At 71.1% G+C, this 26,766-nt stretch carries 20 protein-coding genes and 2 tRNA genes; 15 read left to right on the top strand and 7 right to left on the bottom strand.

All coding sequences use genetic code 11. From position 1 onward, the window contains the following. Positions 1–198 precede the first annotated feature (198 nt). From CFK38_RS09215 to CFK38_RS17890, 5 genes are all read left to right on the top strand, one after another. Entirely contained in the window at positions 199–1,020 is an 822-nt protein-coding gene (locus tag CFK38_RS09215; protein WP_096804291.1) for a response regulator transcription factor, read from the top strand. Next, entirely contained in the window at positions 1,017–2,111 is a 1,095-nt protein-coding gene (locus CFK38_RS09210; RefSeq protein ID WP_096802804.1) for a sensor histidine kinase, read from the top strand. Before CFK38_RS09215 ends, CFK38_RS09210 begins: the two co-directional genes overlap by 4 nt. 123 nt (positions 2,112–2,234) lie before the next feature. Beyond that, positions 2,235–6,107: a multifunctional oxoglutarate decarboxylase/oxoglutarate dehydrogenase thiamine pyrophosphate-binding subunit/dihydrolipoyllysine-residue succinyltransferase subunit gene (locus CFK38_RS09205; RefSeq protein ID WP_096802803.1), complete on the top strand. Its 3,873-nt coding sequence runs from the start codon at positions 2,235–2,237 to the stop codon at positions 6,105–6,107. Positions 6,108–6,188: 81 nt separating this feature from the next. After that, the gene (locus CFK38_RS09200; protein ID WP_096802802.1) at positions 6,189–6,833 is read left to right on the top strand and encodes a GDSL-type esterase/lipase family protein; all 645 of its coding nucleotides are present in this window, start codon (positions 6,189–6,191) and stop codon (positions 6,831–6,833) included. A gap of 120 nt (positions 6,834–6,953) precedes the next feature. Then, positions 6,954–7,028, top strand: coding sequence for a 50S ribosomal protein bL37 (locus CFK38_RS17890; protein ID WP_369832988.1), 75 nt, complete (start codon positions 6,954–6,956; stop codon positions 7,026–7,028). Positions 7,029–7,150: 122 nt separating this feature from the next. On the opposite strand, the gene rsrA is transcribed toward CFK38_RS17890, so the two are convergent. Both rsrA and CFK38_RS09190 read right to left on the bottom strand, forming a co-directional pair. After that, complete coding sequence (rsrA, locus tag CFK38_RS09195) at positions 7,151–7,495, bottom strand: mycothiol system anti-sigma-R factor (RefSeq protein WP_096802801.1); 345 nt, start codon at positions 7,493–7,495, stop codon at positions 7,151–7,153. Beyond that, positions 7,492–8,217 carry a sigma-70 family RNA polymerase sigma factor gene (locus CFK38_RS09190; protein WP_096802800.1) on the bottom strand — a complete coding sequence of 242 codons (726 nt, stop codon included), beginning with the start codon at positions 8,215–8,217 and terminating at the stop codon, positions 7,492–7,494. Before CFK38_RS09190 ends, rsrA begins: the two co-directional genes overlap by 4 nt. Before the next feature lie 277 nt (positions 8,218–8,494). Here CFK38_RS09190 and CFK38_RS09185 point away from each other — a divergent pair, with 277 nt between their 5' ends. The 6 genes from CFK38_RS09185 to CFK38_RS09160 all read left to right on the top strand — a co-directional run bounded on the left by CFK38_RS09185 (position 8,495) and on the right by CFK38_RS09160 (position 14,607). Further along, on the top strand, positions 8,495–9,061 hold the full coding sequence (locus CFK38_RS09185; protein WP_096802799.1) for a hypothetical protein: 567 nt from the start codon (positions 8,495–8,497) through the stop codon (positions 9,059–9,061). Positions 9,062–9,065: 4 nt separating this feature from the next. Next, on the top strand, positions 9,066–10,391 hold the full coding sequence (aroA, locus tag CFK38_RS09180; protein ID WP_096802798.1) for a 3-phosphoshikimate 1-carboxyvinyltransferase: 1,326 nt from the start codon (positions 9,066–9,068) through the stop codon (positions 10,389–10,391). Then, the gene (gene rsgA / locus CFK38_RS09175) at positions 10,388–11,455 is read left to right on the top strand and encodes a ribosome small subunit-dependent GTPase A (RefSeq protein WP_096802797.1); all 1,068 of its coding nucleotides are present in this window, start codon (positions 10,388–10,390) and stop codon (positions 11,453–11,455) included. The genes aroA and rsgA overlap by 4 nt, the downstream gene beginning before the upstream one ends. A gap of 99 nt (positions 11,456–11,554) precedes the next feature. Continuing rightward, a complete protein-coding gene (locus CFK38_RS09170) occupies positions 11,555–12,349 on the top strand; it encodes an inositol monophosphatase family protein (protein ID WP_096802796.1) in 795 nt (264 codons plus the stop codon). Positions 12,350–12,466: 117 nt separating this feature from the next. Continuing rightward, the gene (locus CFK38_RS09165) at positions 12,467–13,687 is read left to right on the top strand and encodes a pyrophosphate--fructose-6-phosphate 1-phosphotransferase (RefSeq protein WP_096802795.1); all 1,221 of its coding nucleotides are present in this window, start codon (positions 12,467–12,469) and stop codon (positions 13,685–13,687) included. 32 nt (positions 13,688–13,719) lie between these two features. Continuing rightward, complete coding sequence (locus CFK38_RS09160; protein ID WP_157773429.1) at positions 13,720–14,607, top strand: C2 family cysteine protease; 888 nt, start codon at positions 13,720–13,722, stop codon at positions 14,605–14,607. Between the two features lie 34 nt (positions 14,608–14,641). Here CFK38_RS09160 and CFK38_RS09155 read toward each other — a convergent pair whose 3' ends face one another. The 3 genes from CFK38_RS09155 to CFK38_RS09145 form a co-directional block, all read right to left on the bottom strand. Then, positions 14,642–15,271: an SGNH/GDSL hydrolase family protein gene (locus tag CFK38_RS09155; RefSeq protein WP_096802793.1), complete on the bottom strand. Its 630-nt coding sequence runs from the start codon at positions 15,269–15,271 to the stop codon at positions 14,642–14,644. Positions 15,272–15,338: 67 nt separating this feature from the next. Further along, positions 15,339–15,412 (bottom strand) — tRNA-Met (locus tag CFK38_RS09150). Positions 15,413–15,585: 173 nt separating this feature from the next. Then, positions 15,586–18,687, bottom strand: a complete 3,102-nt coding sequence (locus tag CFK38_RS09145; RefSeq protein WP_245850969.1) for a UPF0182 family membrane protein — start codon at positions 18,685–18,687, stop codon at positions 15,586–15,588. Between the two features lie 154 nt (positions 18,688–18,841). On the opposite strand from CFK38_RS09145, the gene CFK38_RS09140 reads away from it, so the two are divergent. Further along, entirely contained in the window at positions 18,842–19,369 is a 528-nt protein-coding gene (locus CFK38_RS09140) for a PPA1309 family protein (RefSeq protein ID WP_096802792.1), read from the top strand. 39 nt (positions 19,370–19,408) lie between these two features. Here the strand turns inward: CFK38_RS09140 and CFK38_RS09135 are convergent, their stop codons facing one another. Both CFK38_RS09135 and CFK38_RS09130 read right to left on the bottom strand, forming a co-directional pair. Next, positions 19,409–19,900 carry a single-stranded DNA-binding protein gene (locus CFK38_RS09135; RefSeq protein WP_096802791.1) on the bottom strand — a complete coding sequence of 164 codons (492 nt, stop codon included), beginning with the start codon at positions 19,898–19,900 and terminating at the stop codon, positions 19,409–19,411. A gap of 290 nt (positions 19,901–20,190) precedes the next feature. Beyond that, a complete protein-coding gene (locus CFK38_RS09130) occupies positions 20,191–20,820 on the bottom strand; it encodes a superoxide dismutase (RefSeq protein ID WP_096804289.1) in 630 nt (209 codons plus the stop codon). A gap of 182 nt (positions 20,821–21,002) precedes the next feature. On the opposite strand from CFK38_RS09130, the gene CFK38_RS09125 reads away from it, so the two are divergent. The 3 genes from CFK38_RS09125 (at position 21,003) to CFK38_RS09115 (ending at position 26,757) form a co-directional block, all read left to right on the top strand. Then, positions 21,003–25,715 carry an ATP-dependent helicase gene (locus CFK38_RS09125; RefSeq protein ID WP_096802790.1) on the top strand — a complete coding sequence of 1,571 codons (4,713 nt, stop codon included), beginning with the start codon at positions 21,003–21,005 and terminating at the stop codon, positions 25,713–25,715. Continuing rightward, complete coding sequence (locus CFK38_RS09120; RefSeq protein WP_096802789.1) at positions 25,715–26,638, top strand: DNA-formamidopyrimidine glycosylase family protein; 924 nt, start codon at positions 25,715–25,717, stop codon at positions 26,636–26,638. The genes CFK38_RS09125 and CFK38_RS09120 overlap by 1 nt, the downstream gene beginning before the upstream one ends. Positions 26,639–26,681: 43 nt before the next feature. Next, positions 26,682–26,757 (top strand) — tRNA-Arg (locus CFK38_RS09115). Positions 26,758–26,766 lie beyond the last annotated feature (9 nt).

Genomic DNA, 26,766 nt, shown 5'->3' with positions numbered 1-26,766 from the left:
AAGTTTTTGCCCAGATGCCCCAAAGGTTGCCCGATCTTGACGAGCGCGGCCCGCCACGCGCGCACCAGATCACTCCGGCGGAGCTCGGGACGACCCGTGGATCACATTCCGTGCCGTCCTGCCCGCTTCCGGGGAGCGCCCCGCACGCCGCGTCACGGATCCCGTGTGCTCCCAGCCCGCGGCGTCTACAGTGGCGCCATGTCGACCCCGGACAAGAACGCCGCCCCCGGCACCGCGCCCGTGCGCGTGGTCGTGATCGAGGACGAGCTGACGATCACCCGTGCGATCACCGATCGGCTCACCGCCGAGGGCTGGGAGGTCACCACCGCTCCCGATGGCCCCTCCGGCGTGCGCGCCGTCGCCGAGGTGCGCCCCGACGTGGTGGTGCTGGACGTGATGCTGCCCGGCTTCGACGGCCTGGAGGTGTGCCGACGGATCCAGGCCGACGACCCCGTGCCGGTGCTGATGCTGACCGCCCGCGACGACGAGACCGACATGCTCGTGGGGCTCGGCGTCGGCGCCGACGACTACATGACCAAGCCCTTCTCCATGCGCGAGCTGGTCGCCCGGCTCAAGGCCCTGCTGCGGCGGGTGCGGCGGGTCGCGGCACCCGCCCCCAGCGAGTCCGAGAAGCAGGACGCGCTGGAATTCGGTGACCTGGTGATCGATCGCGCCGGGCGCCGGGTCATGCGTGCCGGCGCGCCCGCGCACCTCACCCCCACCGAGTTCGATCTGCTGCTGTGCCTCGCCAACGCCCCCGGCACCGTGCTGACCCGCGAGCAGCTCCTGGCCGACGTGTGGGACTGGGTGGACGCCACCGGCACCCGCACCGTCGACTCCCATGTCAAGGCGCTGCGGCGCAAGCTCGGCTCCGATCTGGTGCGCACCGTCCACGGCGTGGGATACGCCCTCGAGATCCCGGAGGACCCGGAGGACGGGAGCGGAGCGGCCAGCGGTGCCACCGGCACGTCGGACCTCTCCTCCATGCCCACCCCGAACCTGCCCGACGACGACTCATGACCCCAGCGGCCGATGGCGCGGGCGATGCTCAGCGGCGGGTACCGGATCGCTTGGACGTCCGCCCGCTGGACAGGTTCCACTCCTTCAAGGTCAAGCTCGGGATCCTGGTCGGGGCGAGCGTGAGCGTGGCCGCACTGCTGACCCAGGTGAGCATCCGCGCCGGGATCCAGCCGCTGCTGGCGCTGCCGCTGGTGGTGATCGCGGCGCTGGTGTTCACCCAGCTCCTCGCCCGCGGGATGACCTCTCCGCTGCGGGAGATGACCGGTGCCGCGCGCGCCATGGCCCGCGGGGACTACAGCCGCGCCGTCAGCACCACCAGCCGGGACGAGGTGGGTCAGCTGGCCTCCGCGTTCTCCACCATGGCCTCCGAGCTCGAGCAGACCGATCGGATGCGCCGGGACCTGGTCGCGAACGTCTCCCATGAGCTGCGCACCCCGGTGACCGGACTGCGCGCGCAGCTGGAGAACCTGGTGGACGGTGTGACCGAACCGGATCCGGCCGCGCTCGAGGTGGCGTTGACCGAGACCGAACGGCTCTCGCAGCTGGTGGACCACCTGCTGGATCTCTCCCGTCTCGATGCCGGGGTGGTCGAGCTGGACGTCGAGGAGGTGGAGCTCACGCCGTTCCTCCACGAGGTGGTCGATGCCGCCTCCCTCGCCTCGGGCGGCCGCGACGTGCGCTGGATCATCGACGTCGAGCCCGCCGACCTGGCGGTCCCCGCCGACGCCGCGCGACTGCATCAGGTGATCCACAACCTGCTGGAGAACGCCGCCCGGCACTCTCCGGCCGGAGGCCGGATCCACGTCTCGGCCGCCCGCACCGAGCAGGACGACGGGGTGCGCATCGATGTGCACGACGAGGGGCCCGGCATCGCCCGCGAGGACCGCTCCCGGGTGTTCGAGCGGTTCCAGCGCGGCGGCTATGCCGACACCTCCGGCGGCACCGGGCTGGGCCTGGCGATCGCGCGCTGGGCCGTGGGCCTGCACGGCGGTTCGATCGAGGTGCTCGACGATCCCCGCAGCGAGCATGCCCAGGAGGGACGCTCGTCCCTGATCCGGGTGATGCTGCCGGACACCGCGGCGACCCCGTGATGTCACGCACTCCACAGCATCTTCGCCGGTCGAGCACCGAGGACCGTGCACGGTGAGCATCTCCTGCCGCTAGGCTGGGAGCATTCCGTATCACCCGACCGTGAGAAGGCTGGCGATCTCAGAGTGTCACAGCAGACACAGGACTCCGACTCCGCGGAGTTCGGCCCGAATCAGTGGCTCGTGGACGCACTGCGCGAGCAGTGGCGCGAGGATCCCTCGAGCGTCGATCCCAGTTGGGCGGAGTTCTTCTCCGGCCAGGGCTCGGTGACCTCCGCCGCCTCCGCCTCCGAGACCTCCTCCGAGCCCTCCGAGTCCTCCCCGACGTCACCGTCGACGTCGACGGGCTCGGCCGCACCCTCCTCGGGAGCGACGTCGCCGGAGGCGCCGCCGACGAAGGCGGACCCCGGAGGACCGCCGCCGGCAGCTCCCTCGAGCTCCGCGCCCGCGAAGGGCACGTCGACCTCCTCCACCTCCTCGACCGCCGCCCCCGCGACCGTCTCTCAGTCTCCGAAGGAATCCCCTGCCGTGAACGCCGACACCTCCAAGGACTCCGCCGCCTCCGCGCAGCCCGCTGTCTCCACGACCTCGGACCGCCCGGCGAAGGTCCCCACCACCACCGCACAGATCCCTGTGGTCGAGCTGCGGGAGCCCGAGGCCGTCAAGCTCCGCGGTCCCGCTGCGGCGATCGTGCGCAACATGGCCGAGTCCCTCGAGGTGCCCACCGCCACCTCGGTGCGCGACGTCCCGGTGAAGCTGCTGTTCGACAACCGCCTGGTGATCAACAACCACCTCAAGCGCCATCGCGCGGGCAAGGTCTCCTTCACCCACCTGATCGGCTGGGCGATGATCGAGGCGATCACCGAGGTCAACGACATGAACAACGGCTTCGACGTCGATGAGAAGGGCAAGCCGCTCCTGCTCAAGCGCGAGGACATCAACTTCGGGCTCGCGATCGACATGCCGCGGCCCGACGGCTCCCGCGGCCTGGTGGTGCCGAGCATCAAGGCCGCCCAGCGCTTCGACTTCCGCGGCTTCTGGAAGGCCTACGAGGAGGTCGTGGCCAAGGCCCGCGCCGGCAAGCTCACGATGGAGGACTTCTCGCACACCACGGTCTCGCTGACCAACCCCGGCGGCATCGGCACCGTCCACTCCATCCCCCGCCTCATGCAGGGCCAGGGCGTGATCGTCGGCGTCGGCGCGATGGACTACCCCGCGCAGTTCCAGGGCGCGAGCCCCGCCACCCTCGCCGAGCTCGCGATCTCGAAGGTCATGACGCTGACCTCGACCTACGACCACCGCATCATCCAGGGCGCCGCCTCCGGCGAGTTCCTCAAGCGGATGGGCGACAAGCTGCTGGGCAAGGACGGCTTCTACGACCGGGTCTTCGCCTCGCTGCGTCTGCCCTATCAGCCGGTCCGCTGGGTGCCGGACAACCCCTTCCGGCACACCACCTCCGAGCGTCTGGCCCGGGTGATGGACATGATCCACGCCTACCGCGTGCGCGGGCATCTGATGGCGGACACCGATCCGCTGCAGTACAAGGTGCGCACCCACCCGGATCTGGACGTCGAGACCTACGGGCTGACCCTGTGGGACCTGGACCGCTCCTTCCCCACCCGTGGACTGGGCGGCAAGGACAAGATGTCCCTGCGCGACATCCTCGGCCTGCTGCGCGATGCGTACTGCCGCACCATCGGTGTGGAGTACATGCACATCTCCGACCCGGAGGAGCGCGCCTGGATCCAGCAGAAGATGGAGATCCCGCGCCGGCCGTTCGACAAGGCCGAGCTCACCCACATCATGGATCGCCTCAACTCCGCCGAGGCGTTCGAGACGTTCCTGCAGACGAAGTTCGTGGGACAGAAGCGCTTCTCCCTCGAGGGCGGCGAGGCGGTCATCCCGATGCTCGACGCCGTGCTGCACGGCGCCGCGCACGACGGCATGGAGGAGGTGGCCATCGGGATGAGCCACCGGGGCCGGCTCAACGTGCTCTCGAACCTGGCCGGCAAGAGCTACGGGCAGATCTTCCAGGAGTTCGAGGGCAACTACGGCGAGAAGCTCGGCTCCGGCGACGTGAAGTACCACCTGGGCACCGAGGGCTCCTACACCTCGCACGACGGCGAGAGCACCAAGGTGTACCTCGCCGCGAACCCCTCCCACCTGGAGGCCGTGAACCCGGTCCTCGAAGGCATCGTCCGCGCCAAGCAGGACCGTCTCGAGCGTCCCGAGGAGTTCCCGGTGCTGCCGGTCCTCGTGCACGGCGATGCCGCCTTCGCCGGCCAGGGCGTGGTCACCGAGACCCTGAACCTCTCCGAGCTGCGCGGCTACCGCACCGGCGGCACGATCCACGTGATCATCAACAATCAGATCGGCTTCACCACGCTGCCGGACTCCTCGCGCTCGTCCTTCTACTCGACCGACGTCGCCAAGTCCACGCAGCTGCCGATCTTCCATGTCAACGGCGACGATCCGGAGGCCTGCGTGCGGGTCGCCGAGATCGCCTTCGAGTTCCGTCAGAGGTTCCACCGCGACGTGGTCATCGATATGCAGTGCTACCGCCGCCGCGGGCACAACGAGGGCGACGACCCCTCGATGACGCAGCCCGAGATGTACAAGCTGATCGCCGAGAAGCCCTCGACCCGCAAGCTCTACACGGAGGCGCTCATCGAGCGCGGCGACCTCACCGAGGAGGAGACCGAAGGGCTGGTGCGCAACTTCCAGGAGCATCTGGACGAGGCCTTCGCCTCCATCCGCACGGCGCCGTCCACCGAGACCTCGTCGCAGGAGCACGTCCAGGGCCTGGACCTGCCGGATGCTCAGAAGGGCGGCGCCGACGATACGCCGGCGCAGACCGCGGTCGAGGCCGATGTGCTCGAACGGATCGGGAAGGCGCATTCGGAGGTCCCCGCCTCCTTCGAGGTCCATCCCAAGCTGATGACCGTGCTGCAGCGCCGCGCCCAGATGGCCACCGCAGGCAGCATCGACTGGTCCTTCGGCGAGCTGCTGGCCTTCGGATCGCTGCTGCTGCAGGGCCATCGCGTGCGCCTGGCCGGCCAGGACTCCCGCCGTGGCACCTTCGTCCAGCGCCACAGCGTGCTCATCGATCACGACAACGGCGACACCTGGACCCCGCTCTCCTACCTCTCCGACGACCAGGCGCGGTTCAACGTCTACGACTCCTCGCTCTCGGAGTTCGCGGCGCTCGGGTTCGAGTACGGCTACTCGGTCGAGAGCCCGCAGTCGCTGGTGCTGTGGGAGGCGCAGTTCGGGGACTTCGTCAACGGCGCGCAGACCATCATCGACGAGTTCATCTCCGCCTCCGAGCAGAAGTGGGGCCAGAAGTCGAGCGTGGTCATGCTCCTCCCCCACGGCTACGAGGGCCAGGGGCCGGACCACTCCTCCGCCCGCATCGAACGCTTCCTCCAGCTGTGCGCGGAGCACAACATGCGGGTCTCGGCGCCGTCCACCCCGGCGAGCTACTTCCACCTCCTGCGCAGGCAGGCGCTCACCGAGCCGAAGAAGCCGCTGATCGTCTTCACCCCGAAGTCGATGCTGCGCAACAAGGCCGCGGTCAGTGCGGTCGAGGACTTCACCACCGGGACGTTCGAGCCCGTCCTGCCGGATACCACCGTGGATCCGGCCGATGTGAGCCGGGTGCTGCTGACCTCCGGCAAGGTCTACTGGGACCTCGTCGCCCGGCGTGAGAAGCAGGGCATCACCGATACGGCGATCGTGCGGGTCGAGCAGCTCTACCCGTTGCCCACCGAGCAGCTGCAGGCGGTCCTGGAGAGCTACCCGGAGGCATCGCTGACCTGGGTCCAGGAGGAGCCGCAGAACCAGGGCGCCTGGAGCTTCATGGCGATGAACTTCGCCGTCGAGGTCGGCCGCACGCTGCGGGTCGTCGCTCGTGCCGCCTCCGCCTCCCCGGCGACCGGTTCGAACGCGAGGCACAAGCTCGAGCAGGAGGATCTGCTCGACCGGGCCTTCGAGGCCTGAGCACCGCCGCGGGTCACGGGTTCGCCCGTGGCCCGCGCCGCCGTTAGAGTTGACGATCCCGTCCCCGCCCAGGAGGTCCCGGTGCCCACAGTGCCCATGACGCCCACCCCGTCTCCGGAGTCCCGGATCCGCATCATCGCGCTCGGAGACGAGCTCCTGGCAGGGGTGGGTGACGCTCGGGCGCTGGGATGGCTCGGCCGTGCCGTGGCCAGCGAGCAGGGAGCGGCCAACCGCATCGACGTGTTCAGCGCAGCACTGCCCGCGGAGACCTCCGCCGAGCTCGCGGACCGCTGGGACGAGGACGTGCAGCGTCGCTTCTCGACGCAGGGGCAGGCCGATGGCTCCGTGGACAACCGCGTGGTGCTGGCGATGGGTCGTGCCGACGTCGGTGCCGGCATCTCCCTGGCCCGCTCCCGGCTGAACCTCGCCAAGGTGCTCGACGGGCTGGAGCGCCTGCGCATCCCGGCCTTCGTGGTGGGACCGACCCCCAGCACGAACCCCGGGACCACCGCCGCGGTGCAGGAGCTCTCCGGTGCGTTCGAGGACGTCTGCTCCCGGCGCCGCATCCCCTACGTCGACACGGTCGGCGGCCTGATCGGCCACGACCAGTGGGAGTCCGACCTCGCCCGCTCCGCCGGCGACCATCCCGGGCAGACCGGCTACGGCCTGATCGCCTGGCTGGTGCTCCACGGCGGTTTCGGCCGCTGGCTGGGCACCTCCTCCTGAGGCCGTCGCCTCCCGAGTGACCTCGGACTCAGCGCCGGGGGGACACCGCTCCCGGCACCGCCGCTCCCGGCGCGATGTGGCACAATCGTCAGGTCATCCGGGCGAAGGAAGGAGATCGTGATGAGCAAGCGAGGACGCAAGCGCAAGGCTCGCCGCAAGAACGGCGCGAATCACGGCAAGCGCCCCAACAGCTGACCGTGACGTCGCCGCGCGCGACATGACGACGGGCCGTTCCCTCTCGGGAGCGGCCCGTCGTCGTGCGTGCACCGGTCCTCCGGCACCTGGATCGGCTCCGCGCGGGCGGGGACAGTCGGCTGTCAGGGGGCCGGGAACCCGCGGCGGACGGTCTCGGTGCGGGTGAGGCGCACCGTGGTGCCGTCGGCATCCGTGCGGGTCACCGAGACGGTGCGGCACTGCACTGCGATGCGCTCGCGCAGCTCCGACGGGGCACGATCGGCGCAGCTGCGACGCACCAGCTCCTTCATCCGCCGCACTTGCTCCCACTCCTCGGCGCACTCCGGGCAGTCATCGGTGTGGCGCTGCATGCGCTGGACCATCTCCTCGGGCAGCTCACCGTCGAGCGCCTCCTCCAGCCCGAAGCGCAGATCGCGCCGCTCCCGCTTCCCGGGGCCACCGCGGCCGGTCAGATCGTCCTGAGTCATCGTTCGTCCTCCCGGTCCGTCGATCCGCTCGTGGTGCCCTCGGTCGTGCTGCCGCCGGTGGGTGGTGCAGCGGCGTTCGCCGGATCGCCGCGCAGGAAGCCGCTGCGGTAGGCGTAGTCCGAGAGCTTCTCCCGCAGCTGGCGGCGCCCCCGATGCAGGCGGGACATGACGGTCCCGATCGGGGTGTCCATGATCTCGGCGATCTCCTTGTAGGCGAAGCCCTCGACGTCGGCGAGGTAGACCGCCATGCGGTAGTCCTCGCGCAGCTCGCCCAGGGCGTCCTTGACCGCGGAGTCGGGCAGGTGGTCCAGCGCCTCGGTCTCCGCGGAGCGCAGTCCGCGGCTGGTGTGCCCGGCGACCTCGGCCAGCTGCCAGTCCTCGACGGTGTCGGTCCAGGCCTCCTTGGGGCGGCGCTGCTTGGTCCGGTACATCGAGATGAAGCTGTTGGTCATGATCCGGTACAGCCAGGCACGCATGTTGGTGCCGGGGGTGAAGCGGTCACGGGCGCGGAACGCTTTGACGAAGGTGTCCTGCACCAGGTCCTCGGCGTCGTGCGGGTTGCGGGTCATCCGCAGCGCACCGCCGTAGAGGGAGTCGAGGTGCGAGAGCGCCTCGGCCTCGAAGTCGAAGTCCAGGGCAGCGGCGGTCCCCGGCGCGTCCCCGACGGGGGCGGGGTCCGGGAGGCCCGCATCGGGGCCCAGGGCGGGATCTGTTCGGGTCATCACCCTCAAACCTACGCCACCGGGCCGGGCCGGAGCGTCCACGAGCGCCGAAGCCGTCATGGGCCGTCTGCCTCCCCGACGCCTGTGGGCGTCTCGTCCTGCGGTGGTCATGCGGCCGCCGCGCGGTCGTCATGAGGCGCGACCGCCGTGCCGCGCCGTCCAGTACAACGCGCACGGCACGGGAGATGTTCCCCGGGCGGTAGTCTGGACGCCGGTGACCTGGCCGACATGGCCGGATCGCCCGACCTCCTGACCCCGTCGAGAACGTGAGGACACCATGTCTCTGGTCCGTCGCATCGCCCGGCCGCTGCTCGCTGCACCCTTCGTCGTCGAGGGAGTGCGCACCGCTCTGCACCCCGAGCGCGAGATCGATGTCTACCCGCAGGCGTTCGACGCGGCCGATTCCGCGATCGCCAAGAGCTCCGCCCCCGGGTTCGTGGACGTGCGGACCGTCATCCGCGTCAGCGGCGCCGTCGCCGCCGGTGCCGGTGTCCTGTACGCCGCCAACCGCTGCCCGCGCGCCGCCGCCGTGACGCTCCTGGCCACCACGTCCGTCGGCTGGGCCGGTCGCAAGAAGGTCTGGGAGCTGCGCGGCGAGGAGCTGACCCAGGAGATCCGGTCCATCCTCACCGATGCCGGACTGCTCGGCGGCGTGCTGCTGGCCGTGGTGGACCACGAGGGTCGTCCCTCGCTCGGCTACCGGGCGACCACGTTCGTCGAGCGCAGCCAGAAGAAGGCCGCCGCGAAGCAGCGGGAGCTCGAGAAGAGGGCGGGGACGCTGGAGAAGAAGGCGAAGGGCGCGGTCGCGACCGCACAGAAGCAGCTCGCCGACCAGCGGGGCTGACGAGATGTCCTCTGAGGTGCTGTGGACCGCGCCGGTCGCCGACCAGCCGGTCGACGCTCTGGTGCGGGTGCCGGGATCGAAGTCCCTGACCGCACGATGGATGCTGCTGGCCGCCGCCGCCGCGGAGCCCTCGGTGCTCCGGGGAGCACTCGTCTCCCGCGATACGCGGCTGATGCGTGATGCGCTCGAGCGCCTCGGCGCGGAGCTCGAGGTGCGGGACGGGGCCCTGCACGTCACCCCGCTCCCGCCGCGCGCCGCCCAGCCTGCCGAGCCGATCGAGATCCATACCGGGCTCGCGGGCACGGTGATGCGCTTCGTGCCGCTGCTCGCGGCGCTGCATCACGGCGATGTCCGCTTCACCGGTGATGCCCCGGCGCTGCAACGGCCGATGGATCCGGTCGTCGACCTGCTCCGTCAGCAGGGGGTGGAGGTCACCGAGCACGGCGAGCCCGGTCGGCTGCCGCTGACCGTGCACGGCACCGGGCGGCTCCGCGGTGGTCGCCTCGAGGTCGATGCCTCCGCATCCAGCCAGTTCATCTCCAACATGCTGCTGGTCGCGGCCCATGCTCAGGAGGATGTCGAGCTGGTGCACGTGGGTGAGGTGCTGCCCTCGCTGCCGCACATCGACATGACCATGGAGACGATGCGCCAGGCCGGGGTCGAGGCCTCCCACCGGATCGATGAGCAGGGCCGCCAGAGCTGGCGGGTCCGCCGCGGCGAGATCCGGCCGGTGGCGGTCACCATCGAGCCCGATCTCTCCAACGCCGGGCCGTTCCTGGCCGCGGCGCTGGCCACCGGCGGCACCATCGCCGTGGACGACTGGCCCGAGACGACCACCCAGCCCGGCGATGCCTACCGTGACCTGCTGGCCCGGATGGGCGGCACGGTCTGGCGCGAGGGCCGCACCCTCTGTGTGCGCGGCAGCGGGGAGATCCATGGGATCGACGCGGACATGTCGGCGATGGGTGAGCTGGTGCCGACGATGTCCGCCCTGTGCGCGCTGGCGGACTCGCCGTCCCGGCTCACCGGCGTCGCGCACCTGCGCGGCCACGAGACCGATCGGCTGAAGGCGCTCGCCACGGAGCTGACCAAGGTCGGTGCCCGCACCGAGGAGCTGGAGGACGGGGTGGAGATCCATCCCGGCCGGCTGCGCGGCGCGGTCTTCGAGAGCTACGAGGACCACCGGATGGCGACCGCGGGCGCGATCATCGGCCTGCGGGTCGCGGATCTGCGGGTGGTCGACATCAGCACCACCCAGAAGACGCTCCCGGATTTCGTGGGGATGTGGCTGTCGATGCTGCACCCGGAGCCGGCGGCGGACGACGCGTGAGCCGCTCCGCGAGGGAGTACGACGAGAGCGATGTGCGGGTCCGCCCGCAGCGGCGCGGCTCGCGACCGCGCACGAAGGACCGGCCCAAGCACGAGGACGCCGTCACCGCCCGGGTGGTCTCCGTGGACCGCGGGCGGTGGCGGACCCTGCTCGCCGAGGGCACGGACCAGGAGCGGGCGGTCACCGCGATGCGCGCCCGCGAGCTGGGCCGCTCCCCCATCGTCCCCGGTGACCTGGTGGGTCTGGTCGGGGACACCTCGGGGCGGGACGGCACTCTCGCCCGGATCGTGCGCATCCGGGAGCGCAGCTCCTTCCTGCGACGCAGCGCGGACGACGACGACTCGACGGAGCGTCCCCTGGTCGCGAACGTGGATCTGATGGTGATGGTCACCGCCGTCGCGGAGCCGGAGCCCCGCGGCGGGATGATCGACCGGTGCCTGGTCGCCGCCTTCGTCGCCGGGATCGACACCCTGCTCGTGCTCACCAAATCCGATCTGCGCGCCCCCGAGCAGTTCCTCACCACCTATGCACCGCTGGGGCTCGAGCACGTGGTCACGCGCCGCGAGACGCCGGAGCAGGCTGCGGATCCCTCACACCCCTCGATCGTGGGACTGGAGCAGCTGCGGGCACGGCTCTCGGGCCGTGTCAGCGTGCTCATCGGCCATTCGGGCGTGGGGAAGTCGACGCTGCTGAACGCTCTGGTGCCCGGCACGGACCGCGCCATCGGCGTGGTCAACGACGTCACCGGGCGGGGCCGGCACACCTCCTCCTCGGCACTGGCCATGCCGCTGCCCGACGATGACGGCTGGGTGATCGACACTCCCGGGGTGCGCTCCTTCGGGCTGGGACATGTGGATCCCGAGGAGCTGCTGGACGCCTTCGCGGACCTCGCCGAGCTGGCGGAGGAGTGCCCCCGCGGCTGCACCCACCTCGAGGACGCCCCGGACTGCTCCCTGGACGAGCAGGTCGCCGCCGGCGATGCCGGCAGCGCCGGCCCGGCCCGGCTGCTCTCCTACCGGCGACTGGCCATCACGCTGCGCAAGAACGACCCCTGGGAGATGTGAACCGCGTCGGATCGGTGAGGCACCTCGTCGGCGGCCATGGCCCGGGACGGTCCCGCGTCGCTGCCCGGAGCCGACGGTTCGGGCCCGTACTGTAGGCGCATGCCCAGTCGATTCGCCGATGACCTGCGCCTGGCCCATGTGCTGGCCGATGCCGTGGACCAGCTGACCATGTCGCGCTTCAAGGCGCAGGACCTCGAGGTCTCCACCAAGCCGGACCTCACCGAGGTCACCGACGCCGATCGTGCGGCCGAGCAGCTGGTGCGCTCCCAGCTCTCCCGCGTCCGCTCCCGCGATCAGGTGATCGGGGAGGAGCTGGGCAGCACGGGCGCCTCCCCGCGGCAGTGGGTGATCGACCCCATCGACGGCACCAGCAATTTCGTGCGCGGCGTGCCCGTGTGGGGCACCCTCATCGGGCTCATCGAGGACGGCCGGCCCGTGGTGGGCCTGGTCTCCGCGCCGTCGCTGGGCCGACGCTGGTGGGGAGGCGAGGGCGTGGGCGCCTGGACCGGTTCACGGATCAACAGCGCCTCCCGCCTCCAGGTCTCCTCCGTCGACTCGCTCGCGGAGGCCTCGCTGTCCTACTCCTCGTTGCACGGCTGGGCGGAGCGGGATCGACTGCCGCAGATGCTGAACCTGATGCAGCGCTTCTGGCGCACCCGCGCCTACGGCGACTTCTGGTCCTACATGCTGGTGGCCGAGGGGGCGGTCGATGCGGCCTGTGAACCGGAGCTCGCACTGCACGACATGGTCGCGCTGGCCCCGATCGTCACCGAGGCCGGCGGTCGCTTCACCTCGCTGGACGGGGAGGACGGGCCCTTCGGCGGGAACGCCGTGGCCACCAACGGCCTCCTGCACGAGGAGATCCTGGAGGCCCTCGCGGCCCGGGAGTCCTGAGGCCGGGACCATGTCCTGGACAGAGCGTCCACGCCTGGAGCGCGGCAGGAGCCGCCCAGGTCTGCTCGGTAGACTCGGGACATCGTTGATCCCGAACCGTGAAGGAACTCCCTCTCCATGACCGTCAAGCGCGTCGCCCTCCTGACCGCCGGGGGCTATGCCCCCTGCCTGTCCTCCGCCGTCGGCGGTCTCATCGAGCGGTACACCGAACTGGTGCCGGACGTCGAGATCATCGCCTACAAGCACGGCTACTGGGGTCTGCTCTCCGGTGAGAAGCTCGTGGTGGACGACGAGGTGCGCGCGAAGGCGGGCCTGCTGCACAACTACGGCGGCTCCCCCATCGGCAACTCCCGTGTCAAGCTCACCAACACCGAGGACCTCGTCAAGCGCGGCCTGATCGCCGAGGGCGAGAACGCCCTGGAGGTGGCCGCGAACAAGCTCAAGGACGACGGTGTGGACGTGCTGCACACCATCGGCGGCGACGACACCAACACCACCGCCGCGGATCTGGCGGAGTTCCTCCACGAGAACGGCCACGAGCTGCAGGTCGTGGGCCTGCCCAAGACGATCGACAACGACATCGTGCCGATCCGTCAGTCCCTCGGCGCGAAGTCCGCCGCGGAGCAGACCAGCGTCTTCGCACAGAACATCATCGCCGAGCACGGCTCGAACCCGAAGATGCTGATCGTCCACGAGATCATGGGCCGTGCCTGCGGCTACCTCACCGCGCAGGCCGCCGAGTACTACCAGACCTGGCACTCCCAGCAGGAGTGGCTGCCCGGGATCGGCCACCGCGCCGAGCGCTGGGACGTCCACGCCGTGTACCTGCCCGAGCTCAAGCTCGACATCGACGCCGAGGCCGAGCGCCTCAAGGCCGTCATGGACGATGCCGGCTGCGTGAACATCTTCCTCTCCGAGGGCGCCGGCATCCCCGAGATCGTCGCCGAGATGCAGGCCCGCGGCGAGGAGCCGGAGAAGGATCCCTTCGGGCACGTCAAGATCGACACCATCAACCCCGGCCAGTGGTTCGCGAAGCAGTTCGCCTCCAGGCTCGGCGCCGAGAAGGTCATGGTCCAGAAGTCCGGCTACTTCGCCCGTTCCGCGAAGGCGAACGCCGAGGACCTCCGCCTGATCACGTCGATGACCGACTACGCGGTGCAGGTCGCCCTCGAGGGAGGCTCGGGTCTGGTCGGGCACGACGAGGAGCGCGGGGGCGTGCTGCGCGCCGTCGAGTTCGAGCGGGTCGCCGGTCACAAGGCCTTCGACATCTCCCAGCCCTGGTTCCATGAGGTCATGGAGCGCACCGGCCAGAAGATCGTCCCGGCCGAGAAGCACTGACGGCCGGTCGCCACCGACGGGCGGAGATGCTGATGAGTGCTCACCGCCCCCGCGTGCGCACCTGGCGCCGCACTCTTCGCGCGCTCGCCCTGACCGGGCGGGCGCGCGATGCGCATCTCGGGGACATCGGTGACCGAGAGCTGCCCACGGCACCACTCCCGCGCCGTATGAGGTGCCGTCGGTCGCAGTGGGGTGCTGGACCGGCGGATGCGGCGGGCGACGGGCCGGTGCTGCACATCGGCCCCGGTCCGCGCGCCGTCGCGCTGCGGGAGGACACCGGCCCGCTGCTGCCCCGACGCCTGCTGCGGCCCCGGCAGGGCCGGCTCGGGGACTGCTGGGTGATGGCCCCGATGCTCGCGATCCACGAGACCGCTCCGGAGCGGTTGCGCGCCCTGCTGACCGAGGAGGCGGACGGGATCGTCGCCGTGCAGCTGCCCGCGATGCCGAGCCCTGTCCGGGTGGATCGCCACCTTCCGGTCGATGCCCGGGGCGTCTTCCAGTACGGCCGCCGCGACGGTGCGAATCCCGGCTGGGTGGGCGTTCTCGAGAAGGCGATCGCCGTCCACGTGGCCGGCGGCTACGCCGTCCTGCAGCGGGGTTTCGCCCGCTTCGGCCTCGAGCTGCTGCTGGGTGAGCGCGTGCACTCGAGCCTGCGCATGCCGAGCGCCGCTCAGATCATCGCCTGGAGGGCCGAGGGCCGGGCGATCTGCGCCTCGACCCATCCGCTGAGTCCGCTGCTGGTGCCCACCTCCGCCGGACCGCTGCCGCCCAGCCACGTCGTCGCCGTGGTCGGCGCCGACGCCCGCACCGGTCACGTCCAGCTGCGCGATCCGGTGCGCCCTGCGGACGTGCTCGTGCTCGACGCCCGCCGCTTCCGCCGCGGGTTCCTCTCGGTGGACGTCACCGCACCGCTGGGCTGATCCGCGGCCCTCCCCGACGGGCCGCGCACCTCGTTCAGCGGCCGACGGCGTCGAGCCAGGCATCGGCGATCAGGCGGTGCCCGGCCGGGGTGGGGTGCACTCCGTCCTCCGCGATGGACTGCGGGGCGTGGCCGGCCGCGAGCGCCGTGGCCAGCACCTGCTCGAGATCCACGGTCCGGTGTCCGTGCTCCTGGGCGAGCGAGCGGATGATCGCCACCTTGCCGTCGAGATCGCTGTGGATCCGTGCCACCTGGTCATCGATGTCCGCGACGAAGGGGATGATCAGCACCACCGGGGCCTCCGGCAGCGCGGCGGCGAGCTGCGCGAGCAGGTGGCGGTATCCCTGCGCGAAGGAGTCCTCGGTGATCTGCTCACCGCGGGTGAAGCGGTGCCAGGAATCGTTCACGCCCACGTAGATCGTCACCGCATCGGGTGACAGGTCCAGACAGTCGGCGCCGAAGCGCGCCTCGAGATCCGCGACCCTGTCGCCACTGATGCCGCGGTTGATCACCGTGGCCGTGGGTTCATGAGCGGCGAAGTGCTCGGCCAGCAGGCGCACGTAGCCGTGGCCGAGCCCCTCGGGATCCTCACGCCGCCCGCAGTCGGTGATGGAGTCGCCGATGAACAGCAGCGTGCGGGGGGCGGGGGATGCGGTGGGGGTCATGGACGTCATCGTCCCAGACATGACAGAAGGCCCGGACAGTGTTTCCACTGTCCGGGCCTTCTCTTCGTAGCGGGGGCAGGATTTGAACCTACGACCTCCGGGTTATGAGCCCGGCGAGCTACCGAACTGCTCCACCCCGCGGCGACATAGATAACTTTACGACCCGCTCGCCCCCGCGTCCACTCAGGGGCGGCCCAACGTGTGCCATGACACGTTCATGGGCCGTTCACCTGCCTGAACGCCGGAACGCCCGAGCGGAGCCGGCGGTGGGCCGGCGCCGGTCGGGCGTCCTCGGAGTGGGGGTCAGCTGAGGATCAGCCGCCTCCGCCATCGGAGGGCTCGGCCGGCATACCGCTCCCGCCGAGCTCCTCATTGGCTGCGATCGCCCGGTTCAGGGCGTCGGCGAGTCGCTCCTGAGCCTCGCCGTAGGCGGCCCAGTCACCGTCGGCCATCGCGGTTTCCGCATCGGTGACGGCGGCGTCCATATCCGTCAGCGCCGACTCCAGGCGCTCCTGCGCCGTGCCGTCCGCGGGCGGTGCCGAGCTGGGCTCCTCGCCCTCGGCTGCAGGATCCTCCGCCTCCTCGCCGCTGCCTTCATCGGTGACGGCATCAGCGGTGCCGGAGGGGGCATCGGGGTCGGAGACCTCGGCGTCACCGGCCGTCGCGCCGGAGTCTCCGCCGAAGACCAGGTCCAGTGCCTCATCGAGCGTCGGTGCGAAACCGATCTTCTCGCCGAAGGAGACCAGGACCAGCTGCAGCAGCGGGTACTGGGTGCCACCGCCCGACGCGGAGGACTGCAGATAGACGGGCTGGACGTAGAGCAGCCCGCCGCCGACCGGGAGCGTCAGCAGATTGCCGTTGATCACCTCGGAGTTGCCCGACTTCAACAGGTTCAACGCCTTGGAGACGTTCGGCTCCGCGTTGAAGGTCGCCTGCACCTGGCCGGGGCCGTTGACCGGGTTCGAGGCCGGCAGCACCAGCAGGGTCATGTCCCCGAAGGAGTCCGCGGGGTTGCCACCCTGGTCTCCGGTCTCCGAATCCACCGCCAGGTAGCCGGTGAGCACGTTCTGTCCCTCAGCGGGGATGAAGCTCGAGGAGAGCATGAAGCGAGGGGACTCATCCGAGGGCATCTGCATCGTGAGGTACATCGGCGGCTGCGGCGCCTGCTCACCGGTGGTGCCGTCGGGGTTCGTCGGCGCCGGGACTGTCGGATCCGGCGGGACCTCCCAGAAGTCCTGCTGGGTGAAGAAGTCGTCCGCCTCGGTGACGTGATAGGTGGAGAGGATCTGCCGCTGGGCCTTGAAGAGGTCCGCCGGGTAGCGCAGGTGCGACATCAGCTCACCGCTGATCTCGGAGGCGGGCTTCAGCGCCTCCGGGAACACCTCTGCCCAGGACTTGAGGATCGGGTCCTCCGTGTCCCAGGAGTACAGGGTGACCGAGCCGTCGAAGGCGTTCACGGTCGCCTTGACGGAGTTGCGCATGTAGTTCGCCGAGCGGTCGCGGATGTCCGCGGTGGCGCCCGGATCGGTCTGCGAATCATCGACGGTCTGGTCGAGGTTCACCGACTGCGCATAGGGGTACTCCGACGTGGTGGTGTAGCCGTCGACCACCCACACCAGCTTGTCGTCGACCACGGCCGGGTACATCTGGGAGTCCAGCGACAGGAACGGCGCGACCTCACGGACCCGCTGCTGCGGTTCGCGGTCGTAGAGGATCTGCGACTCCTCGTTGAGGTAGTCAGAGATCACGATGTTCGGATCGCGGAACTTGATCGCGTAGAGCAGCTGATTCATGAACCCGCCGACGGAGGGTCCGCCATCGCCCTGGTAGGTGTTGTAGACCTGGTCGCCGCCCTCCGTGTCCTCGGTGCTGACGCGCTGGTAGTCGAACTCCTCGGGCTCGCTGCCCTCGGGGGCTCCCACGATCGAGTAGTCGGGCGAGTACTGGCCGAAGTACACCCGCTCCTGATACTCGCCGAACGCACCCTCACCGGGCACGCCGGATTGCAGGAAGGTGGGCTCGCCGTCCGCGTTGCGGCGGTTGCCGTAGGCGGCCGCGGTGCCGTAGCCGTGGGTGTAGATGATGTGCTGATCGACCCAGGAGCGCCCGGCCAGGCCGAACTTGTCCGGGCGCAGCTCGCGCACGCCGATGACGGTGTCCTGCAGCTGGCCGTCGATCTCGTACCGGTCCACGCTGAGCACGTCGTCGAAGCCCCAGTAGCGGCGGTTCGCCTCCCGCTGCTCGAAGGTGGGCGAGATGATGTGAGGATCCATCAGACGGATCTGCGCGGTGGTCGAGGCGTCCTCGCGCAGAGCTCCCGGCTCGGCATCGGTGCTGGCCGTGTAGGGCACCTCGTTGACCTCGTCGAGGTTGAAGGCGGCGCGGGTCGCATCGATGTTGTTCTGGATGTACGGCTGCTCGAGCGCACGCTCGTTGGGCTGGACCTGGAACTGCTGGATCGCCCAGGGGTAGAGGTTGCCCACCACCAGCGTGGACAGGATCATCAGGCCTGCGCCGATCGCGGGGATGCGCCAGTCCGAGCGGAAGACCCACACCACGAACAGTGCCGCCACCGCGATCGAGGCGATGGCGAGGATGGTCTGCGCAGGGAGGATCGCCTTGACGTCGGCGTAGGACGCGCCCTCGAACCGCGGGTGCGAGGCGGTGAGCAGGTCGTAGCGCTGGAACCAGTGCCCGGCGCCGAGCAGCAGCACGTAGACGGTGGCGAGAACGCCGAGGTGGCGGCGCGCGGAGCGGGTGACCTCGAGACCGCTCTCCTGGCCCCAGCTGACCCCGCCGTAGACGAAGTGGCCGATCAGCGCACCCACGATCGCGACCAGCAGGACGAACTGTCCGAAGGAGATGACCATGTCGATCAGCGGCAGTGTGAAGACGTAGAAGCCGATGTCGTTGCCGAAGATCGAATCGGTCTGCCCGAAGTCCTGGGGGTGGAGGAAGAGCTGCACGTCCTGCCAGCGGCGGGAGAGCGCCAGGCCGCCGAAGGCACCGATCACCACCGGGGCACCGTAGGTCAGGCCGCGCCGCAGCGGATCCACGGCAGCGCGGAACTGCTCGAGCGCCTCCTGCTCCCGGGTCACGGGCGGGTAGACGGGCCGCTTCATGTATGCCAGCCGCAGGCTGATGAACAGCGGCACCGCGAACACCACGGCACCGCCGAAGAACAGCCCGGCCTGGGTGCCCCAGCGCGTGAGCAGCACGTCCGTGTACCCCAGCTGGTCCGTCCACAGGTACTTGGTCCACACCTCGGAGGCGATGACCAGCAAGATGACCAGGAGGGCGACGACTCCGGCGCTGATCGCCAGCGGCGAGATCCGCCTGGGGCCGCGCGGACTCGCGTCAGGGGCCGGCCGGGGGCGCGGCCGGGGCATATCGCCGAACGGGGCGGAGAAGCTCACAGATAACCTCGGTGATTCGGTGTCGGAGCCGACGGTCCCGCCTGCCGCTGCGCAGGCAATGGTCCGAGAGCTCCGGGTACAGTGTGGTCCCGCCGCGTCACCGCGCCGGTCACCCCATTCTGTCAGGCAAACCTGTAAGGGACCTCTCGATCCGATGACGACTGCTTCTCCGGACCCTCTGGATGCCCCGACGGCCGCTCTGGCGGCGGCAGTTCTCGAGGTGGCCCGCCATGTGGAGGACGGCCCGCTGCCCGCTCCCCGCCTGTTCGCGCTGGCCCGCAGCGCAGAACTGATGGCGGCCTCACCCTCGCTCGCCGCCCTGCTGGGAGCGGACGGGGGCGAGGCCCAGGACGCTCTCCACCTCACGCCGATCGATCTCGAGGACGGCACCGCGGCTGCTGCGGACCCGCTGGCCGTGCTCGAGTCGGCGCGATGGCCGGATCTGGCCGCGGGCGGAGCGATCGCCTGCGACCTCGCCCCCGCCGCCTGGACCGTCCGTGATGACCAGGGAGATCGCCAGCTGCCGGCCGAGCGGCCGCTGCGCGTGGTGGTCGCCGCGCTGGAGGACGGCACCACCTGGTCGGCGGTGCACCACGGGGGCGAGGACGGCTACGTCCTCGGTGCCGCACTGCTCCCCGAGATCTCCCGAGCCCTGGTCCAGACCCTGCAGACCTCCGACTGAGGCCCGTGCGCGGGCGGGGTCACCCGGGCGCGGGCGGGGTCAGAAGGCCGGCGCGTACGAGCTCTCGCCGGCCTCCTCGTCCGCCGTGTCCGTCTCCTCGTCCTCGTCCGCCGGGCGCCTCGGGATGACCGTGGCGGTCTGCGGGTCGATGTCCGGGGTGTCCTTGTCCCGCAGCGGCTTCGAGAACGTGGCGGTGCCGTAGGTGAGGTCGTGGCCGATCGCCTCGGCCTGGATGTTCAGGGAGTGCCGGAGCGTCTCGTCCTCTCCCGTCCACTCCGAGGTGCTGAGCCGGCCGCTGACCACCAGCGGCTGCCCCCTGCGCACCGAGGCCAGCAGGTTCCGGGCCAGGTTCCGCCGGGCGAACACCGTGATGAACTCCGTCTTCCGGTCGGCGAAGTCTCCGGTGGCGGAGTTGAAGTAGCTGCCGGTGACTGCGATCCGCACGCTCGCGGAGGGGCTCCCGTCGGCCTGCTTTCGCTCGATGGGGTCAGCGGTGGCGTTGCCCAAGAGTGTGGTCTGGATGTCGCGCATGGCGGTGTCCTTCCTGAGGTGCCGGGGATCCCGGCGTCGGCTCCGTGCCGATGTGCCTCAGCGTTCCCTGCGTGCGCGGCTCGCTCCAGTGCCGGTCCGAGAATGTGGACGGTGAGGCGCTGGGGAGGAACCGTCCCTCGCGAGTCACCCACGATGCAGCGGACGGGCCGATGGTGCGGCGAGCCGGCACTATTGCCAGCTCTCCTCACCATCGGCCCGTCCGTGACACTCAGCGGTCCGTCCGCACCCGGCGCGAGGCGCGGGCAGCAGGTCGGGCCCGCAGTCGGAGCTCAGGCCGTGGGGACGACCAGCCCGGAAGCGCTCGAGCGCGCCGCCGCGAACCGCGCCTGGACATCCGCCCAGTTCACGATGTCCCAGATCGCCTTGACGTAGTCCGCCTTCACGTTCTGGTAATCCAGGTAGAACGCGTGCTCCCACATGTCCAGCTGGAACAGCGGGATCGTCGCCACCGGCACCCCGTTCTGCTGATCGTAGAACTGCTCGATCACCAGGTTCCCGCCGATCGGCTCGAACGCCAGCACCGCCCAGCCGGAGCCCTGGATGCCCAGCGCCGCCGCCGTGAAGTGCGCCCGGAAGCCGTCGAAGGAGCCGAAGAACTCATCGATCGCCGCCGCCAGCTCACCGGTGGGCTTGTCCCCACCCTCGGGCGAGAGGTTCTTCCAGAAGATCGAATGGTTCGTGTGGCCGCCCAGGTTGAACGCCAGATCCTTCGAGAACTGGTTCACCGTCGAGAAGTCGTTCGCCTCCCGCGCCGCCGCCAGCTTCTCCAGCGCCGTGTTCGCACCCTTGACGTAGGTCGCGTGGTGCTTGGAGTGGTGCAGCTCCATGATCTTGCCGGAGATCGAAGGAGCCAGCGCCCCGTAGTCGTAGTCCAGATCGGGAAGCGTGTACTCCGCCATGTGGATCATCCCTTCGTCGTGGTGGACGCAGGCCCAGCCGATGCGTGACCTGCCGTGCCATCCATCCTGCCACGAGGGAGCGCGTGGTGGCAGGGGGCCGCGGCGGCTGGCGCAGGTCGTCCCTCCTCGTCGGCCGGTGGCGGCGACACAAGGATGTCGGCGGTGCGGTCCACAATGGGGTGATGGACCCGTCCCGCCGGTCGCTCCCGTCGTCCTTCTCCCCCGCCACCCAGGCATGGTTCGCGGAGTCGTTCGCCGCTCCCACCTCGGCGCAGGTCGCGGCCTGGGAGGCGATCGAGCGGGGCGAGGACACGCTGGTGGTCGCGCCGACCGGATCGGGCAAGACCCTCGCCGCGTTCCTCAGCGCGATCGATCGTCTGGCACTGCCGCGCCCCGCCGGGCCGACCGGTCGGACGGTCCGCGCCCCGGAGGCTCGGCGGGCGGGCACCCGCGTCCTGTACCTCTCCCCGCTGAAGGCGCTCGGCGTCGACGTGGAGCGGAATCTGACCTCTCCCCTGGTGGGGACGGCACGCACTGCCCAGGGGCTGGGAATCCCGGCGTCCCCGCTCAGCGTGGGGGTGCGCACCGGCGACACCCCGGCCGCCGAGCGCAGGCGGCTGGTCTCCCATCCGCCGGACATCCTCATCACGACCCCCGAATCGCTGTTCCTGATGCTCACCTCCCAGGCGCGCGAGACGCTCCGCGACGTGGACACCGTCATCCTCGACGAGGTCCATGCGGTGGCGGGCACGAAGCGGGGCGTGCACCTGGCGCTGTCGCTGGCCCGTCTGGATGCGCTGCTGACGGTGCCCGCGCAGAGGATCGGGCTCTCGGCGACCGTCGAACCGGTCCAGGAGGTCGCCGCCTTCCTCACCGGCGCCGGCGGGTCCCGCGAGGCGACGGTGGTGAGACCGGAATCGACCAAGCGCTGGGATCTCACGGTGACGCTGCCGGTCGCAGATCTGCAGGCGATCGAGCCGCCCCCCGACGCCGTGGACGACGAGGACGTCAGCGGCACGATCTGGCCGCACGTCGAGCGGGCCGTGCTGGACAGGGTGCTCGCGCACCGCTCGACGATCGTGTTCACCAATTCCCGCAGCCAGGCCGAGCGTCTCACCGGCAAGCTCAACCGGCTCCATGCCCGGCGCCTCGCCGCCGAGGCGCCGTCCGACACCGTGCCCCCGGCCACCGAGCCGGCGGATCCCGAGCTCGAGGACATCGCCCGCGCCCACCACGGCTCGATGTCCAAGGAGGTGCGCGCCGGGATCGAGGACCAGCTGAAGTCCGGGACCCTGCGCTGCGTGGTGGCGACCTCCTCCCTCGAGCTGGGGATCGACATGGGCGCCGTGGACCTCGTGCTGCAGATCGCCGCGCCGATGTCCGTCTCGGGCCTGCTGCAGCGGGTGGGCCGCGCCGGGCACGACGTCGGCGCGATCTCCCACGGCTCGCTGCACCCGCTGCATGCCGCGGACGTGCTGCGCTCCGCCGTCGCGGTGCAGGAAGCGATGGCCGGCCGGATCGAACCGCTCTCGGTGCCGCGCAACGCCCTGGACGTGCTCGCCCAGCACACCGTCTCGGCCGCGGCGATGGATGACCTGCAGATCGACGACTGGTTCGCGCTGGTCCGCACCGCGCATCCCTATCGAGCCCTGCCCCGCTCCGCCTTCGACCAGACCATCGACCTGCTCGCCGGGAGGTATCCCTCCACCGCATTCTCCGAGCTGCGACCGCGGCTGGTGCACGATCACGGGACCGGGCTGCTGTCGGGCCGGCCGGGTGCCCAGCGCCTCGCAGTCACCAGCGGCGGCACCATCCCCGATCGCGGGCTCTACCCGGTGCATCTGGTCGCGGGCGATGACGACTCCCAGCCGCGGCGGGTGGGCGAGCTCGACGAGGAGATGGTCTACGAGTCCCGCCGCGGGGATGTGATCACGCTGGGCACCACCAGCTGGCGGATCGAGGAGATCACCGCCTCCCGGGTCACCGTCTCCCCCGCCTTCGGCATGAGCGGGCGGATCCCGTTCTGGCACGGGGACGGGGACGGGCGCCCGGCGAGCCTGGGCCGGGCGATCGCCACCGCGCAGGCGGAGCTCGCCACCGCCGACCGCTCCGAGGCCATCGCGCAGCTGGCCGCCCTCGGGCTCGACGACAATGCATCCGCCGTGCTGCTGGACCACCTGGCCGAGCAGCTGGCGGCCACCGGCACGGTCCCCGGTCCGCAGCAGCTGGTGGTCGAGCGGTTCCTCGACGAGCTCGGCGACTGGCGGGTGGTGCTCCACTGCGCCTACGGACAGCGGATCACCGGACCCTGGGCGCTCGCGGTCGGTGCCCGGGTCCAGGAGCGGTACGGCCTGGACGGCCAGGTGATGGCCGCCGACGACGGCATCGTGCTGCGCATCCCCCACGGCGAGGAGCCTCCCGGCGCGGACCTGTTCGTCTTCACCCCGGAGGAGATCGAGGAGGAGGTGCGGCGCCTGGTCGGCTCCTCGGCTCTGTTCGCGGCACGTTTTCGTGAGTGCGCGGCCCGCGCCCTGCTGCTGCCGCGACGCGATCCGAACCAGCGCGCGCCGCTGTGGCAGCAGCGCCAGCGCTCCGCACACCTCCTCGAGGTGGCCCGTCCCCACCCCGACTTCCCGATCATGCTCGAGGCGGCGCGCGAGTGCCTCCAGGACGTCTACGACCTGCCCGCCCTGGTCGAGCTGATGTCGCAGGTGGGGCGTCGCCGCGTCGAGGTGCGGGAGGTCGAGACCCCCTCCCCCTCCCCCTTCGCGCGCTCGCTGCTGTTCGGATATCTCGCCCAGTTCATCTACGACGCCGACGCACCGCTGGCCGAACGGCGCACCGCCGCGCTCGCGCTGGACCAGGCCCTGCTGGCCGAGCTGCTGGGCTCGGTGAGCCTGCGGGAGCTGCTGGACGCAGACGTCATCACCGAGGTCGAGCAGCGGCTGCAGGGCCTCACGGAGGAGCGGTCGCTGCGCGGTGCCGAGCAGATCGCCGACGCGCTGCGCCGGCTCGGCCCGCTCACCCGCGACGAGCTCGCCGCGCGCAGCGCCGAGGATCTCGACCTCGAGGCGGAGCTCGATGATCTGCGCCGGTCGCGCCGGATCATCACCGTGCGCCTGGCCGGGCAGGAGCATCTCGCCGCGGTCGAGGACGCCGGTCTGCTGCGCGATGCGCTCGGTACCGCCCTGCCGCCGGGCATCCCGCAGGCGCATCTGGCACCCGTGCAGCGGGCGGTGGCCCAGCTGCTCTCGCGCTGGGCGCGGGGCCGGGGACCGTTCCCGGCCGCTGCCCCGGTGGAGGCCTTCGGGCTGGCCCCCGGGGTCGCGCGAACCGCCCTCGAGCAGCTCACCGCAGAGCGGGTGCTGGCCCAGGGCGAGTTCACCCCGGGACGCGAGGGCGAGGAGTGGGTGGATGCGGAGGTGCTGCGGCGCATCCGTCGAGCGAGCCTGGCCGCGTCCCGGCGCGAGATCGCGCCGGTGGCGGGCCCGGTGTACGCCCAGTTCCTCGGGCAGTGGCAGCACCTCGTCCCCCGCCGTCCGGACGGCCGGCGGGAGAGCGCGCACTGGCGGGGCGGCGACGGGCTGCTCTCGGTCGTCGACCAGCTCGCCGGCGTCTCCCTGCCGCTGTCGGCGTGGGAGACCCAGGTGCTGCCCGCGCGGCTGCCGGAGATGACCCCGGCACTGCTGGACGCGGCCTTCGCGGCCGGGGAGCTGGTGTGGACCGGCCACGGCCGGCTCGGCCGTGACGACGGCTGGATCCGCCTCCATCTCGCCGACGCCCTGCCGCTGGGGCTGGACGCCGAGGTGCTCGAGGAGGCCGCCGCCGAGCTGCCAGCGGGCACCCCCGCCGCCCGCATCCTCACGCTGCTGCGCGGCACCCCCGGTGCGCTGCGGCACGGGGAGATCCTCACTGCGCTCGCGAGCGACGGCGATGCGGTCGAGCCCGCCGCCCTGCAGGAGGCTCTGTGGGACCTCGCGTTCCGCGCACTGATCACCAACGACTCCTTCGAGGCGCTGCGCAGCTATGGCCGCGGTCCGGCTCCCAGCAGGACGTCACGGTCAGGTGCCCGCTCCCGTCCGCTGACCCGTCGGGGCGCGGCACGACTGTCAGCGGCGATGATGCGCCAGGGAGCGGCCTCGGTCTCCGACCTCGTGCCCGGCCCCGTCGGCGCGGGACGCTGGTCCGCAGTGCGGGTGGACGGCGTCGACCCGGCAGCGCGGGCAGCGGCACTGGCGACCCTGCTGCTGGACCGGCACGGGGTGGTCACGCGCGGCGCGATGGACGTCGAGGACATCCCCGGCGGCTTCGCCGCGGTCTACCGCGTGCTCGCGACGCTCGAGGAGAACGGTGCCTGCCGTCGCGGCTACTTCGTCGACGGGCTGGGCGCCTCCCAGTTCGCTCCGGTCGAGGCGGTGGACCGGCTGCGGGACCGGGACCAGGAGGCGACGTCCGCACAGCTCACCGAGCAGGCTGCGAGCGGCTCGTCAGCCGGCACCGCGACCATCGCGCTGGCCTCGACCGATCCCGCCAACCCCTACGGTGCGGCGCTGTCCTGGCCTCCGCTGAGGATCCCCCCTCCCGCGGGGGCCACGGTCCGGCCGGCGCGCCGTGCCGGTGCGCTCGCGCTGCTCACGGGCGGGCAGCTCGGCGCGGTCGTGGACAAGGGGGCGAAGCAGCTGCTGTGGTGGGCCGAGGAGACGGCGACGCCCGCCCTCGCCACCCAGCTGGTGCGGGCCATCGCCGAGGACTCCCGCCTGCCCCAGCTGCGGATCGAGAGGATCAACGGCCACCCGATCGACAGCGCCCCGGTCGCCGCCGTCGGGGAGGCGCTGGTGGCGGCCGGCTGCTATCGCTCCCCGCGATCGATCCGGCTGCGCGCAGGAGATCGCTGATGCCGGAAGGGGACACCGTCGCCCGGCAGTGCCGGATCCTCCACGACGCCCTCGCCGGCGCCGTGCTCACCGCCTGCGACCTGCGGGTGCCGCGGGCCGCGACCACGGACCTCCTCGGCTGGACCGTGCGCGAGGTGCGTCCGCGCGGGAAGCATCTGCTGATGCGGCTGGACCCGCCCACCCCCGGACCGGGACCGCTGACGCTCCACTCGCACCTGATGATGGACGGGATCTGGCATGTGGACGGGACGCCCCTGCGCTCCAGCGACACCAGCGCCGGGCCTCGCCCGGCCCACACCATCCGCGTCGCCCTCACCGCTCGCCACCATGACGGTCATGAGACCCGGGCGATCGCCTATGACGTGAAGCAGGTCCGGCTGGTGCCCACCGCGGACGAGCACACGCTGGTGGGGCATCTGGGGCCGGACCTGCTCGATCCCGACTGGGACGCGGATCCGGGCCTGCGCGAGCGTGCGGTGAGGAATCTCGGCGCGGAGCCGGAGCGCCCGATCGGCCTCGCGCTGCTGGACCAGCGCCTCCTGGCCGGGATCGGCAACATCTACCGCAGCGAGCTGTGCTTCCTGGCCCGCATCCACCCGGCGGTCCCCGTCAGCGCCGCAGGCGATCTCGGCCGGATCGTCGACCTCGCGCACCGGCTGCTGAGGCTCAACAGCGACCGTGCGGTGCGGGTGACCACCGGCGGGATGATGGGTCGGGACGGCGACCTCTGGGTCTACGGACGCGGCGGGAGGCCGTGCCGACGCTGCCGCGCCCGGATCGTGCGCGGGGAGCTCGGCGATCCCCGACTCGAGGGCACCGCGCCGCGCGTGCTGTGGTTCTGTCCCCGCTGCCAGGACGGGTCCGGCATGCCGGGCCGTGAGCCGGTGCACGGTGGTGCGCGGGCCCGTCGCCGGGATCGGTAGACTTCTCCGGGTGCTCGCAGCCGTCCGGTGCGTGAGCTCCCATGCCTCCATAGCTCAGCGGATAGAGCAACGGTCTTCTAAACCGTCGGTCGCAGGTTCGAGTCCTGCTGGGGGCGCCATCCACCGCC

This window comes from Brachybacterium vulturis, from assembly GCF_002407185.1.
Lineage (GTDB): Bacteria > Actinomycetota > Actinomycetes > Actinomycetales > Dermabacteraceae > Brachybacterium > Brachybacterium vulturis.
This window is presented reverse-complemented; position numbering and strand designations above follow the sequence as displayed.

Bases quoted from the DNA above. Each gene is read 5' to 3' on its own strand.
- CFK38_RS09135 (WP_096802791.1), bottom strand. From the start codon at position 19,900: ATGCGCGACATCCAGACCACACTCTTGGGCAACGCCACCGCTGACCCC.
- rsrA (WP_096802801.1), bottom strand. From the start codon at position 7,495: ATGACTCAGGACGATCTGACCGGCCGCGGTGGCCCCGGGAAGCGGGAG.
- CFK38_RS09210 (WP_096802804.1), top strand. From the start codon at position 1,017: ATGACCCCAGCGGCCGATGGCGCGGGCGATGCTCAGCGGCGGGTACCG.
- CFK38_RS09125 (WP_096802790.1), top strand. From the start codon at position 21,003: ATGGACCCGTCCCGCCGGTCGCTCCCGTCGTCCTTCTCCCCCGCCACC.
- CFK38_RS09160 (WP_157773429.1), top strand. From the start codon at position 13,720: ATGAGTGCTCACCGCCCCCGCGTGCGCACCTGGCGCCGCACTCTTCGC.
- aroA (WP_096802798.1), top strand. From the start codon at position 9,066: ATGTCCTCTGAGGTGCTGTGGACCGCGCCGGTCGCCGACCAGCCGGTC.
- CFK38_RS09140 (WP_096802792.1), top strand. From the start codon at position 18,842: ATGACGACTGCTTCTCCGGACCCTCTGGATGCCCCGACGGCCGCTCTG.
- CFK38_RS09130 (WP_096804289.1), bottom strand. From the start codon at position 20,820: ATGGCGGAGTACACGCTTCCCGATCTGGACTACGACTACGGGGCGCTG.
- CFK38_RS09185 (WP_096802799.1), top strand. From the start codon at position 8,495: ATGTCTCTGGTCCGTCGCATCGCCCGGCCGCTGCTCGCTGCACCCTTC.
- CFK38_RS09120 (WP_096802789.1), top strand. From the start codon at position 25,715: ATGCCGGAAGGGGACACCGTCGCCCGGCAGTGCCGGATCCTCCACGAC.
- CFK38_RS09155 (WP_096802793.1), bottom strand. From the start codon at position 15,271: ATGACCCCCACCGCATCCCCCGCCCCCCGCACGCTGCTGTTCATCGGC.
- CFK38_RS09165 (WP_096802795.1), top strand. From the start codon at position 12,467: ATGACCGTCAAGCGCGTCGCCCTCCTGACCGCCGGGGGCTATGCCCCC.
- CFK38_RS09215 (WP_096804291.1), top strand. From the start codon at position 199: ATGTCGACCCCGGACAAGAACGCCGCCCCCGGCACCGCGCCCGTGCGC.
- CFK38_RS09170 (WP_096802796.1), top strand. From the start codon at position 11,555: ATGCCCAGTCGATTCGCCGATGACCTGCGCCTGGCCCATGTGCTGGCC.
- CFK38_RS09190 (WP_096802800.1), bottom strand. From the start codon at position 8,217: ATGACCCGAACAGATCCCGCCCTGGGCCCCGATGCGGGCCTCCCGGAC.